At 55.4% G+C, this 13,452-nt stretch carries 8 protein-coding genes; all 8 read left to right on the forward strand.

The genetic code is table 11. The features are described 5' to 3' along the window. Positions 1-15: 15 nt before the first annotated feature. Positions 16-684, forward strand: coding sequence for a GerMN domain-containing protein (locus MKY96_RS08410; protein ID WP_340939751.1), 669 nt, complete (start codon positions 16-18; stop codon positions 682-684). A gap of 21 nt (positions 685-705) precedes the next feature. Next, positions 706-3,522 (forward strand): S-layer homology domain-containing protein, encoded by a 2,817-nt coding sequence (locus MKY96_RS08415; protein WP_340939752.1) that lies wholly within the window; start codon positions 706-708, stop codon positions 3,520-3,522. Positions 3,523-3,734: 212 nt separating this feature from the next. Further along, positions 3,735-4,442 carry an endonuclease III gene (gene nth / locus MKY96_RS08420; protein ID WP_340939754.1) on the forward strand — a complete coding sequence of 236 codons (708 nt, stop codon included), beginning with the start codon at positions 3,735-3,737 and terminating at the stop codon, positions 4,440-4,442. Between the two features lie 2 nt (positions 4,443-4,444). Beyond that, positions 4,445-4,711, forward strand: coding sequence for a hypothetical protein (locus MKY96_RS08425; protein WP_036697991.1), 267 nt, complete (start codon positions 4,445-4,447; stop codon positions 4,709-4,711). 320 nt (positions 4,712-5,031) lie between these two features. Beyond that, positions 5,032-8,733: a dynamin family protein gene (locus tag MKY96_RS08430; protein ID WP_340939755.1), complete on the forward strand. Its 3,702-nt coding sequence runs from the start codon at positions 5,032-5,034 to the stop codon at positions 8,731-8,733. A gap of 621 nt (positions 8,734-9,354) precedes the next feature. Beyond that, the gene (purT, locus tag MKY96_RS08435; RefSeq protein WP_340944495.1) at positions 9,355-10,545 is read left to right on the forward strand and encodes a formate-dependent phosphoribosylglycinamide formyltransferase; all 1,191 of its coding nucleotides are present in this window, start codon (positions 9,355-9,357) and stop codon (positions 10,543-10,545) included. Continuing rightward, the gene (locus MKY96_RS08440) at positions 10,535-10,999 is read left to right on the forward strand and encodes a GNAT family N-acetyltransferase (protein WP_076079220.1); all 465 of its coding nucleotides are present in this window, start codon (positions 10,535-10,537) and stop codon (positions 10,997-10,999) included. Before purT ends, MKY96_RS08440 begins: the two co-directional genes overlap by 11 nt. A gap of 803 nt (positions 11,000-11,802) precedes the next feature. After that, positions 11,803-13,452 (forward strand): response regulator, encoded by a 1,650-nt coding sequence (locus MKY96_RS08445; protein ID WP_340939758.1) that lies wholly within the window; start codon positions 11,803-11,805, stop codon positions 13,450-13,452.

Raw genomic sequence — 13,452 nt, forward strand, 5'->3', positions numbered from 1 at the left:
GAGGGGGTTAATCAAATGAACAAGAAATTGACATATGCAGGGATCGCTGCGCTGCTGCTTCTCGTAATTTCGGGCTGCGGCGATAAACCTACTGCTGCACCGGCCGATGCGTCCGGTCAGGATTCAACCTCGGTATCCAGCGGCGCTGAAGGAAACAATGCCGGGAATGACAGTCCCGCTAGTCCTGCTAGTTCCACTGCCACACCGGCAGCTACAAGCACGCCTGAGCCTGCAGCAACGGTCACTCCGGCAGCTACGGAGGCACCGGCAGTGCCTGAGAAGCAGAGCCTTAAGATCAAGACGTATTATACAGACCTGCAACAGAACGACCTGGTTCCTGCTGATGTCTCCATCACCTTCAAGGATGCGGTGGAGAAATATACGGAAGCCTTCAAAACACTCCAGAAGAGCGATAATGCTGACCAGATTCCGCTGTGGAACAAGATTGAACTGAAATCACTTGAGTTCTCCAATGGACAGATTGTGATGGATATTCATAAGCCGGACGAGGCACAGCTTGGCGCAGGCGGCGAGGCTCTGGCAATCGGGGCATTGTCCCAGATGTTCTTCCAGTTCGATGAAGTGAAGAATATCGATGTGCTGGTAGACGGAGAACAGGTGGAGAGTCTGATGGGGCATGTGGATCTTGTACATCCCATCACCCGCGAGAACAACGGATTGTAGCATTAGGCAGGAATAAGCCGGATGGCTAACGAAATTAACAACATAGAAATCCAGATAAGCCATAGAGAGGGGAATATCGAATTGTCCGGTCCAAAACGATTAAAGCGTACGGTTCAATCTTATTCTGTAAAAGCGGTATCTGCCGTTCTGGCCGGTGCGATGGTGCTTGGCGGGGCAGGGGCTGCCTTTGCCGACAACGCTTCAACCGGGGCAACCGTTGCTGCAGCGGCTTCGCAGACGGCTGCAACTGGTTCAGGGATCTTCAGTGATGTCAAGACGGGGTTCTGGGCCGAAAAGCATATTTATAAGCTGGCAACCCAGGGAATTGTGGTCGGCAATAACGGCCTGTTCCGTCCTGGCGATTCTGTGACCCAGCAGGAAGCGGTGCTGATGGCGCTGCGCTTCATGAAGCTGCAGGGAAATGTGAATACCAGTACCGAAGTTGCGCTGCCTAATGATTTTGTGGTTACGAACTATTATAAGCCATATGTAATCCTGGCCTTCCAGCAAGGACTGCTGGACAAGACCACGGAGATGGCTGCAGATAATCTAAAAAGCTCGTGGGGCGAGCGAAAGGCCAGCCGTGAATGGGTTGCTGAGCTGCTGATCCGTGCGCTTGGCCAGAGTGCATCCGCTTCTGCGGCTGCGGGCCGGCCGACAGGCTTTGCCGATGATGCCAAGGTGTCCGCGAACAAACGCGGCTATATTAACACAGCGGTGGAGCTGGGACTGGCTAACGGGCTGACCGGCAACCGCTTCGATCCGCAAGGCGCTGTGACCCGTGCACAGCTGGCTACCTTCTTCAGCCGTGCTGAAGCGCATAACAGCCTGGAATACGACAATACGTTCAAAGGAACAATAAGTGCTCTCAAGGACGGCAAGCTGGGATTGTACACTAACGGCAATACGCTGGAATTCACTCTGAATGCCAATACTGCCTACTACACCAGTGCCTCCGAGAATCGCATCACATTGAACGAGATCCAGCCCTATACCAAAGTAACTGTAATTGGAGCCACCTATAGCGCAGCATATGTGGAGCTGACAGACCCGGCAGTTCAGATTGAGCAGGCGGAAGGTGTGTTCACCAAGCATACGCCGGGTATCATCTGGGTCGATTCCGCGAACGGATATGATCAATATCCCTACGATTCAGGCACGGCCTTCCTGGATGTGAATGGAGCCGTTATTCAGCCTGCTTCGATCACCGCCGGCAGCAAGCTTACGCTGCTGCGTGAAACCTTCACCGGCTCCCGCAAGGTTGTGAAGGTGCAGGTCACTTCCGGTATTGTGAACAAGACGGCTAAAGGCACGGTTCAAAGCGTTGACACTGCTGCCAAGAGCATTACATTCAAGAATGCCGACGGCACAGTAGAAACCTTCAAATGGGAAGAAGGGACTACGCTGTTCAGCTCCCAGAGCTCTATTATTCAGCCCGCAGAGCTGAAAGCCGGTGCTGCTGTCTCGTATACCATCAAGGATAATGCGATCCGTTCTGTGGAAGTAACCTCGGGAGTGGAGCGCATAATGAAGGGCTTCATCTATGAGCTGACAGATTCAACGATTGTCTATCAGAAGAGCGATGGCACCCGTGAGGTTAATCTGCTTGCTACTAATCCGGCCATTGTGATTCCGAATGCTGTAAGTCCGGTGATGGCTGACCTGATTGCTGACAAAACAGGCGGAGACAATGTGCAGCTTACGCTGAACAGCAATGATCAGGTGACCAAGATTGAGGTGCTCAGCCGCCAGATTGAACAGTACGCGGCTGCTACCGTTGTAGATTATAACGCCAAGACCCAGTACCTGACCTTCACGGACAATAACGGCAAGGCTCATGTGGTCAAAATGGACGAGAAAACAAAGATGTCGTACGGCGGACTGCTTACCACCTCGCTGACCACCATGGGGTCCAGACTGGTTGAGAACCGCAAGATTGATGTGACCTCCGTTAATGAGCGTGCAATGTCTGTTGAATTGACGACCAAATATTCCGGCACTCTGACGGCTATCAATACTTCGGCCAGAACGATTGTGTTCAAGCTGGGCAATGGACAATTGCTGACGATGTCTTATCCGCAGGCCATTGAAATGTTTGGCAAAAGCGGGGCAGTCATCACCGATGTTCCGCTCAATGTGCCGGTAACGGCAGTGCTTGCCAGCAATCAGGAGCTCATCTCCGTGCTGCGGGTGAACGGCTCGTCCCAGTTCGAGATTGCTACCATCAATGCGGGCACTAACAAAATGACCGTGAAGCTGGAGGGTGGCAGCATCAGCAGCGAGCTGAACCTGGTGAATGTGCCGCTTACCAACGAAGCAGGCCAGAAGATCGCGCTGACTGAGCTGAAGGCCGGAGATTTCGTGAATCTCAGCTTCGACGGTTCCACGCCGCTGTCCCTGCAGTCGGTGAAACAGGTTGCCGGACAGGTAACGGCAGTGGATGCCGCAGCAGGTACGTTCACCGTGAAGGATTATACGGGAGCCTCCCAGCCGTTCACTGCGGGCAGCGGAGTGAGAATCCTCCGGGACGGTGTTGCAACGAACGCCCTGAGCGGACTTACCACAGCAGACCGGGTATTGGTGCGTAAGGATGCCGGCGGTGCAGTGATCATCTCCGTGTTCAGTCAGTTGAACCGGACGTTCGCCCGTTATGAGAGCGCAACGAATGAAATATTGACCAAACGCGCCACGCTGACTGATAATTATACGTTTGGGCTTGCCCCAAATGTATATATTCATCAAGGTGACACGACTTTATCCGTGCAATCTCTCAAAGAAAATGATAATATTATAATGTATTTCAACAACGGCAAGGTTGTAGAAATTGTGAAACAATAATCGTTTTGGTGGTTTTCCGTGTGAAACACCGTCTTGATCCTTGGTTTAGCCTTGGATCAAGGCGTTTTTTTTGAAATATAAGGGCAGCAGGGTGTTCGCTTGAACGCTATGAAAGTATACGATATAATGTATCTTTGCTTATATTTCTTCAGATTTGAGAAGATATGCTGTAAGAGAACTTACAGTCATACCTGCTCCGTGGAGGGGACGCTATGAAAGCTGCAGAGGTCCGCCACATCCTGGACACTATCGGAGGCATGTTCCCTGATGCACATTGTGAGCTGAATCACAGCAACGCTTTTGAGCTTACTATAGCCGTGCTGCTCTCAGCCCAATGTACGGATGCAACAGTGAACAAGGTGACCGAGGACCTGTTTCAGAAGTACAAGGCTCCGATCGACTATATCTCAGTGCCGCTGGAAGAGCTGGAGCTGGATATCCGGCGGATTGGTCTATTCCGCAACAAGGCCAAGCATATTCAGAACCTCTGCGCAATCCTGATTGAGCAGTACGGGGGTGAAGTGCCGCAGGCCCATGATTTGCTGGTAACCCTGCCTGGTGTCGGACGCAAGACTGCCAATGTGGTCGTCTCCAATGCGTTTGGCGTTCCGGCGATTGCCGTGGATACTCATGTGGAACGGGTAGCCAAACGGCTCGCACTTGCGGGCTGGAAAGAATCCGTGCTGGAAGTGGAGAAGAAGCTGATGAAGGCGGTGCCGCGTGACGAATGGACGCTGACGCACCACCGGCTGATCTTTTTCGGGCGATATCACTGTAAGGCTCAGAATCCCGGGTGCCAGATCTGCCCGCTGCTGGATGTATGCCGGGAGGGCAAAAAACGTATGAAAACTGCTGTAATCAGGAAAGCTAAGGATCATACGAAAGCTAACCAAGAATTAGAGAAGAAGAGGATGGGATAGAGATGAAGTGCATTTCTGTATATACTGATAATTTTGAAGCGTTCTCTGATATTTTTGACCGCGTTGTGGACAGCCCGATGGAAGAGAACGAAGAACAGGAAGTGGAAGGCATCACAATCAGCCATTCCGGCGATGTGCCTGAGTTCTACCTGGAGCGTATGTCCGCGAAGCCAGAGGTTGTCGTAATGAAAGACAAATCCCGTGGCCTGACCATTCTGCAGCACGGCAAAGTCTTTGAAATCCTGCTTCCCGTGCTGGAAACAGCTTAATTCGGTTGGAGTTGATTAGAGAGGTTGTCCCATAGCCATGATATGGCTGCCGGGGCAGCCTCTTTTTTGAAAGATAAGAATTTATAGTTTTGGGGTCCCCGCAAAGTATCTGAGTCTTCACCTACGCTAAAGCCCCACTTTGTGGGGTTATTTTGTGCTTATAGATAAGCGAGGGAATGCAATGCAATCTGCAAAGTGTAGTTTTTCGTGAAGGATTATAGCTGATTTTGTAAATGTGGACATTTGATTTGTGACGATCTGATGATAAAATATAATTGTTCTATTCTTGCAGTGAGATAAATCATACAAATGTAATAATAATGAAAGAAGCTATAGATCGCAGCGGAGGCGGGGATGTTGTGGGAGCAGAACGGGAAAGAGTGAAGCTGGTTACAGCGGGGTCATCAGCGCTTAGGCTGCTTGAGGAGCGGCTGAGGCAATGGGGAGAACAGAAGAGTGCGCAGATCGTAGCGGATCTAAAGGTCAAGGAGCAGGCGGATGAGCTGACACTCGCATTCTGCGGACATTTCTCGGCGGGGAAGTCGAGCATGATTAACAAGCTCTGCGGTAAGGCCGTGCTGCCTTCGGGTCCGGTTCCAACCAGCGCCAATATTGTATCGATCCGCAGCGGAGCGCCGCAGGTGCTGCTTCATCCGGTGGACGGAAGCACCGGAGGGAATCCCGGGGTAATCCAGACTACGCCTGACCGGCTTCAGGATTACTGCCGCCAGGGGACTGAATATTCAGCGATAGAGGTGTGGGAGGATGTCCCGGTGCTTGGGAATCACGGGGTGCTGATGGATACTCCCGGCGTAGATTCGACAGATGAGGGGCATCAGGCGGCGACCCGCTCGGCGCTGCATCTGGCGGATGCCGTGTTCTACGTGATGGATTACAATCATGTGCAGTCGGAGAATAATCTGGCGTTTGCCAAAAGCCTTAGCGACTGGGGCAAGCCGCTGTACCTGATCATCAATCAGATCGACAAGCACAGGGAGCAGGAAATTCCGCTGGAGGAATACCGGCAGCAAGTGGAAAGCGCTTTCCGGGAATGGGGGATTCATTCTGCGGGACTGTTGTTCACTTCGCTTAAGGTGGAGGAGCATCCGCTGAATCAGTGGAAGGATCTGCTGGCGGTGATCTCCGGTCTGCTGGAGCAGCGGCAGGAGCTGCTGGAGTACAGCTTGTCCCGCTCCATGCATCATACTGCGGATGCTGTTCTGGCGGATTATCGTGAGCAGCAGGAGGAGGAGCGGGCGGCGCTGCTGGAAGAGACAGGCGGTTCAGCGGCGGAAGCTGTGGAAGCAGAGATCCGGGCAACGATGCAGGAGGAAGCATCGCTGGAGGAGCTGCCTGAAGAGGCGCGGCTTGAGCTGCGCAGCAGGCTGGACGCCTTGCTCGGCAACACGAATCTGATGCCGGCTGATCTGCGGGACGCGGCGGGCGCATACATCGAGAGCCTCCAGCCGGGCTTCCGGCGCGGCCTGTTCTTCACCGCTGCGAAGCGGGAGAAGGAGCAGGGGGCGCGGCTGCTGCACTGGCACAGCCTTCAGCAGAGAGAGATCACTGCCCAGCTGGAGTGGCACACTCTCCAGCTCGTGCGCGAATGGGCGGAAGGCCTGGAGCTGTGGCAGGAGGAGGCGGAGCCTCTGCTGAAGCAGGCCTTCCCGGCGGTGAGCCAGCAGTGGCTGGCGGATCAGGTGAAGCCGGGTACCGGGGCTTCGGGCGAGGCGTTGCTTAATTTCTGCCGCACGCTTGCGGCAGAGCTTAAGGCGCAGTTCCGCCGCGCGGTCCTGGCCTTCGGCGAGCCGCTGCTGGCTGCGCTGCCGCCGCTTGTGGAGGAGCGGCGCGCGGAGCTCACGCGCCGCCGGGCGGCCCTGCAGCGGCAGGCGCACGCGCTCGCCGCGCTGGCCGCCCTGGACCGCGCGGCTGCCGCCCGCGCGGACGCCCTTGCGGCGCTGCTGCCGCCGCGCCGCCCCCTCACCCCCGGCGCGCTGCCGGGGGTGCCGCCCCTGGCGGCTGGCGCGCTCAGCGCCGCCAGCCCGGAACCGCCGCCGCGCGTGGCAGCGGCGGCAAGCCTTAACGCCGCCCCGGCCTGGGCGGCGGGTACGGCAACGCCGGCGGGCGGGCGCCGCCGGCTGACGCAGGCCGCAGCGGCGCTGCACGCGGCGGCCGGGGTGCTGCGGAGCGAGCCGGCCATGGCCTCGGCAGCGCGCAGCCTGGCGGCGCGGGCGGAGGATCTCGCCGGCGGCCGCTTCACGATGGCGCTGTTCGGAGCGTTCAGCGCCGGCAAATCCTCCTTCGCCAACGCTCTGCTCGGTGAAGAGGTGCTGCCCGTGTCGCCGCATCCGGCAACGGCTGCCGTCGGGCGGATTCTGGCGCCGGAGGGCGGCTTCGCCCACGGGACGGCGGCCATCACCATGAAGCGGGCGGAGGAGGTCTGGGAGGACATCCTCCATTCCTTCAGTGTGCTGCAGCTGGCGCCGCCGCAGCACGAGTCGTGGACCGCAGCCGTGGCCCGGCTGCAGACCGGCGGGCTCCATCCGTCCGCGCTGCCGCATGCCGGCTTCCTGCGGGCAGCTGCCGCCGGATGGGAGGAATCCCGTCCGCTGCTCGGAACAGAGCGGACGGTCAGTCTGGCGGAATACCGCAGCCTGGTCGCAGACGAGAAGCGCGCCTGCTTCGTACAGAGCACGGATCTGTATTATGACAGCCCGCTGACACGGAGCGGCATTGTATTAGTAGACACGCCAGGTGCGGATTCCTTGCATGCCCGGCACACCGGTGTAACCTTTGGTTACATGAAGAATGCAGATGCTATCTGCTTCGTGACCTACTATAACCACGCCTTCTCCAAGGCTGACCGCAGCCTGCTCGCCCAGCTGGGCAGAATCAAGGACAGCTTCGCGCTCGACAAAATGTTCTTCATCATCAACGCCGCAGACCTCGCAGCGGACGAGGCGGAGCTTGAAGAGGTGAAGCAGCATGTGGCGCAGAATCTGCGGGCTGGAGGCTTGACCTCGCCGCGGATCTACAGCGTGTCCAGCCTGCTGGCGCTGGAGGGTAAGTCAAGCGGAGCGGCGGAAGCCTACGAGGCCTCGGGATTCGGCAGCTTTGAAGCCGCACTCTCCGCGTTCGCCGGTGATGAACTGCCGGGACTGTCTCTGGCAGCGGCCAGGGACAGTCTAAGCTCGGTGCGTGGGCGCGCCGAAGAATGGCAACGGCTGGCGCTGATGGAGGCAGACCAGCAGGAGGAGGGAATGAAGCAGTTCCGGCAGCGCCGGGAAGCCGCGAATCTGCGGCTGGCCGCACTTGCTGAGGAAGACCGCCCGCTCAGGGACCTGCGCCGTGAAGGTGCGGAGCTGCTCTATCATGTCCGGCAGCGGATTGCCTTTTCCTTCGGGCGTTCCTTCCAGGAGTCCTTCCATCCCTCCATTCTCCGGGAAGACGGAGGGAACCTGAAGGACATCTTCATCGCCTGCGGGCGGGAGCTGGAGCGCAGTATTCTGCGTGAACTGGAGCAGGAGCTGTGGGCAACGACCCTGCGGCTGGAGTCGGCAGGGCGCAGATTCGTGACCCAGGCGGCTACAGCGGCTGCAGCAGAGTTGTCAATACCGGATCAGGAGCTTCAGCTGCTGGAGAATCCGGATGAGCGCTGGCCGGCACCGGCGAAGCTGGACTGCGTACTGGCTCCGCTGGACTGGGCCGGACTGTGGAGCCGCTTCAAATCTCCGCGCCACTTCTTTGAGGGACCGGGCCGGGCAGAGATCCGCGCGGCTGCCGAGCCGTGGTTCAAAGAAGCGGTGGCTGCGGCGGCGCAAGGACAGGAGGACTCTCTGTTGACATTCTATACCGATGCAGCGGCAGCCGCCTTATCCCAGGCCGCAGATCAGCTGCGTGAAGGCCTGTCCGAACAGGAGGCAGCCATGTCGGCACTGCTGAAAGGGGGTGATGGTGCGGAGCATTGGGGCCGGATCGCCGAAGAATTACGGCTTCAGGAGCAGGCCTTCGCCGTTGTATAGGAACCTATAGTTTCCTCCTGTTGTGGCCAAGGTGTGCTAAATTTGTGATTAGGAGTTTTTTGAATGATGCATAGATTGACTTTGTGGCTGAAGACTCGCCGTGAGGAGCAGGAGTGTATCTGATCTCACTTAAAGGCGGAATGTATGTGAAAAACAGCATATATTGTGTTCTCAAGCAGGCGTGTGGCCCGAATGTATGTGAAAAACAGCATACATTGTGCTCTCAAGCAGGCGCGTGGCCCAAATGTATGTGAAAAACAGCATACATTGTGTTCTCAAACAGGCGCGTGGCCCGAATGTATGTGAAAAACAGCATACATTGTGCCGGAGCGCAGGTAATCCTATTCATCCGTTAGGATGAATTTGTTCAATGCACTTGATAACATATCCTTGTATTTCTCAATGAAATGGTGCCGCCCCCTAAAAGGGATAGTAAAACCGTTTTCACTTGTCTGTTGAACAGCCATCTGTGAAGTTTGTAGGAAAATGTCGAAGAACGCTTGCAATCTGGTGGATGATGGATGAAAATAAAGAAGACTGAAAATTTACAATCAAACTGCGACATTTTACAGAAACAGAGAAGTCAGCAGACAAATTTGCGAAAAGAGGTTGGAGTCGACAATGTGGGGAGCTCCTTTATCAGCCCGGAGTAAAAAGCTGCTGCTGCTCGGCAGCGGTGAACTGGGTAAGGAAGTCATTATCGAAGCTCAGCGCCTTGGCGTAGAGACCGTAGCTGTGGATCGTTATGAAGCGGCACCCGCGATGGGCGTCGCCCACCGCTCTTATGTACTGGACATGCTGGATGCAGAGGCACTGAAGCAGCTTATCCGTGCAGAGAAGCCCGATTTGATTGTACCGGAGATTGAAGCCATTGCTACCGGTGCGCTGGTGGAGCTGGAGGAAGAAGGATTCCTGGTTGTTCCTACTGCCCGTGCGGCACGGCTGACCATGGACCGCGAAGGCATCCGCCGTCTGGCGGCAGAAGAGCTGGGCTTGCCTACAGCGGCTTACCGGTTCGCTGACAGTCTGGATGAACTGCGCCAGGCCGTGCAGGAGCTGGGAACGCCTTGTGTGATTAAGCCGATTATGAGCTCGTCCGGCAAAGGCCAGAGTGTGTGCAGAACACCTGAGGATGCGGAAGGCTGCTGGAATACGGCGCTTGAAGGCGCTCGTGCGAAGGGAACACGCGTCATCGTGGAGGCTTTTGTTACGTTTGAGAGCGAGATCACACTGCTTACCGTCCGTTCGGTTAGCGGAACCGTATTCTGTCCGCCGATCGGCCACATTCAGCAGGATGGGGATTATGTAGAGTCCTGGCAACCGCATCAGATGAGCGGGGCGCAGCTGGAAGAGGCTGAGGCCATCGCCCGGAAGGTTACCGATCAGCTTGGCGGTTATGGAATTTTTGGTGTGGAGCTGTTTCTCACCGCGGATGGGGTTCTGTTCAGTGAAGTGTCCCCCCGGCCGCATGACACAGGTATGGTTACAATGATTACGCAGGATTTGTCGGAATTTGCTCTGCATGTCAGAGCCATTCTTGGATTTCCGCTGGAAGCGGTACGTTTGTTGACACCGGGAGCTTCGGCCACCCTGAAGACTGATGGAGCCGGACAAGCTTTTGCGGTGACCGGGATTGAAGAGGCGCTGGCCCTTCCCCGCACGCAGGTCCGGATATTCGGCAAGCCGGAGATCCGCCCAGGACGGCGGATGGCAGTAACACTCAGTTCAGCGGAAGATATTGAAATCGCGCGGATGACGGCCAAGCAGGCTGCGTCTAAGCTACAAGTGGAGGTATACAAGGATGAACAGTAGTACTCAGGAGCAGGTACTGCAAATTCGCAAATGCGGCATGAATGATCTGGAGAGAGTGACAGCCCTTTTGCGTGAATTCGGCTATCCGACAACGCTTAGCGTGATGAAAGAGAGAATGGAAGGCATGGAGCATGATCCGTTCCACTGCACACTGGTCGCAGAGCTCAATAACGAAGTTGTGGGAATGATCGGTTTACGGCAGGTGAAGTCCTACTACAAGCATGCCGATTGTATTACGGAGATTACCGCGCTGATCGTAGCAGAGGAGCTTAGAGGACAAGGCCTTGGCAAAAGACTCGTAGCTGCAGCGGAAGAATGGGCACGCCATCAAGGCTGCTGCCAGCTGTTCCTGCGGAGCGGCAACCGCGTTGAACGTGCACCTGCACATGCGTTTTACCGCCATATCGGCTTTGAAAAGACAACAGGCTACCGCTTCAACAAAGCCCTGCTATAATCCTATACGTGTACCGAACATCCCCATCCCGGCGTAATCGGGATGGTTTTTTTTGGGGTGAAGGAAATAAGGTACACTAATACCCCTGAATCCGCCGGATGCGAGCCAAATGAGCCAAAAAGGTGCACTAATACCCCTGAATCCGCCGAACAAGTGCCCGCCGTGGTCCCTCTGGTAGAGCATCAGACCTAAAGAAGTTAATTCAGTTCAACCAAGCAGTGCTTTATGGCGTGTAGTTCCAAGTAGACATTCAGGGATAGTTGCAGAATGTACACTTAAAAACAGCGAAAAACAAGGCTTGCCTCTTCTAGCTGTAATCTGTACAACTAAATCTGCCCCAACGGGTGGAAACCAGGGAAAGCGGGGATTTTAAGTGTACGAAATACAGCTAAACGTCTACTGGGGAGCAAACCAGACGTTTTAGTTGTACAAAATACAATTAAGCCCATCGCCTATGAGTGGATACGGTACTCGGGGCGATGCAAAAAACGGTTTTCACTAATTTAAATCTGATGCTGTACTAGCCCCGCTGGCCCCTACTCTTCCCTCTCACTATTCGTATATCCCAATACTCTTTTATTCGTATATCCCAATACTCTTCTATTCGTATTTCCCAATACTCTTCGAATGCAAACAATATTTCCTTGCATAATATGTAGGCAGCCTATATAGTAAATTACCCTGCGTATGAGCTTAACCGGGAACGGGCTGCGGCCTTTTTAATATAACCATAGATCGGGCCATTTGAATCAGCTATTATAGTTCTGTGAACCTCCATATCCTATGCCGAAGAGGGATGAAGCATGTACAAACTAATACTCGCCGAAGACGAGGAAGATGTAAGAGAAGGCATTATCGCCCAGATTGACTGGGAGCAGTACGGCTTCGAGGTCGTGGAGCAGGCCGAGAACGGGCGGGAGGCGGCGGATGCGATCGACCGGCTGCTGCCGGATGTGGTCGTTACCGATATCCAGATGCCCTTCATGAATGGCCTGCAGCTGGCGGAATGGATACGCAGCCGCCATCCGAATACGAAGATTATCATTCTGACCGGCTATGATGAATTCGAATACGCCCAGAAGGCGATTAAGCTGCAGATTGATGAATACATCCTGAAGCCTTTCTCGTCCCAGGAGCTGATTGATGTTCTGCTGAAGGTTCGCGCCACGATCGAGACCGAGATCGCCGAGAAGGAGAATGTGTTCGTGCTGAGCGAGCATTACCGCAAGAGCCTGCCGCTTCTGCGCGAGCAGTTCCTCTCTACCCTGGTGTCCCGCCGCCTGCGTTCCGCAGAGATCGCTGAGAAAAGCACAGAGTACGGCATCCCCCTCAGCGGTGAATGCTTCCAGTCCTCCGTGATCAGCATCGATTATATCCGCCCGGACCATTCTTCCGCCGTTCAAGCTCAGCGGCCCGTGTCCCTGCGGGATACCGGCGACCGTAATCTCCAGCTCTATGCTGTGCTGAACATCGCGGAGGAGATCTGCCAGAAGCATGGCTTCGGCAAGGTATTCATCCACCGGGATGATGTTGTGCTGCTCTCGGTCAGCCAGAGCCCGGAGGAGAGCGACATCACTGCCAGAACCTTCGCCATTCTCGAAGAGATCTGCCAGAATGTGCAGCGCTTCCTCAAGCTGACCGTAACTGCCGGGGCCGGAACCGTCTGCAAGGCACCGTCCATGCTGTTCCATTCCTTCGGGGATGCGCTGCAAGCGCTTGATTACCGGCTGATCCTCGGCAACAACCGGGTCATCTGGATTGAGGATGTGGAATCGCGGTCCAGCCGGATGCTGGACTATGATGAGCTGACCCAGCAGTCGCTGATCCGTACGATCAAGCTGGGCACCGTCCAGGAGCTGCGCGAAGTCGTGGACGAGCTGTTCCGGGGACTGGATACGGAGCAGGTCTCGGCGCAGGATTATCAGATTTTCCTGCTGGAGATCATCACCTCCATTCTGCGGGTGGCGAAGGAATCCGGGAGCGGGACGAATGATTTTATCGGACCCGGCCTGACCTCGCTTAGCGATATGAACAAATTCAACAACCTGGAAGAAGCCCGGCAGTGGATTATTACCGTATGCAGCCGGCTGATGGATTCCATTGCTTCGGAGCGCCAGTCGAGCTATAAGCAGCTCATTGACCAGGCTAAGGAATATATCCGCAGCCACTATGAAGAATCCGATATGTCCATCGGCAGGGTGTGCCAGCAGCTGCATATCAGCACAGGCTATTTCAGCAGCATTTTCAAAAAAGAAATGAAGATGACCTTCGTCAGCTATCTGCTGCAGATCCGGCTGGAGGCCGCAAAGGAGCTGCTGCGTTCCACCGAGCTGAAGGCGTTCGAGATCGCCGAGCGGATCGGCTTTGCCGACCCGAACTATTTCAGCTTCTGCTTCCGCAAGAAATACGGACAATCTCCCAAAGAGTATAAGAACAGCGCGCGGGGAGAATAG

Source organism: Paenibacillus sp. FSL R7-0302, assembly GCF_038006885.1.
In the GTDB taxonomy this organism is placed as follows: domain Bacteria; phylum Bacillota; class Bacilli; order Paenibacillales; family Paenibacillaceae; genus Paenibacillus_AQ.

Excerpts from the sequence above, each read along its gene's own strand:
- MKY96_RS08415 (WP_340939752.1), top strand. The coding sequence starts at position 706 with ATGGCTAACGAAATTAACAACATAGAAATCCAGATAAGCCATAGAGAG.
- MKY96_RS08445 (WP_340939758.1), top strand. The coding sequence starts at position 11,803 with ATGTACAAACTAATACTCGCCGAAGACGAGGAAGATGTAAGAGAAGGC.
- purT (WP_340944495.1), top strand. The coding sequence starts at position 9,355 with ATGTGGGGAGCTCCTTTATCAGCCCGGAGTAAAAAGCTGCTGCTGCTC.
- nth (WP_340939754.1), top strand. The coding sequence starts at position 3,735 with ATGAAAGCTGCAGAGGTCCGCCACATCCTGGACACTATCGGAGGCATG.
- MKY96_RS08430 (WP_340939755.1), top strand. The coding sequence starts at position 5,032 with ATGAAAGAAGCTATAGATCGCAGCGGAGGCGGGGATGTTGTGGGAGCA.
- MKY96_RS08410 (WP_340939751.1), top strand. The coding sequence starts at position 16 with ATGAACAAGAAATTGACATATGCAGGGATCGCTGCGCTGCTGCTTCTC.
- MKY96_RS08440 (WP_076079220.1), top strand. The coding sequence starts at position 10,535 with ATGAACAGTAGTACTCAGGAGCAGGTACTGCAAATTCGCAAATGCGGC.
- MKY96_RS08425 (WP_036697991.1), top strand. The coding sequence starts at position 4,445 with ATGAAGTGCATTTCTGTATATACTGATAATTTTGAAGCGTTCTCTGAT.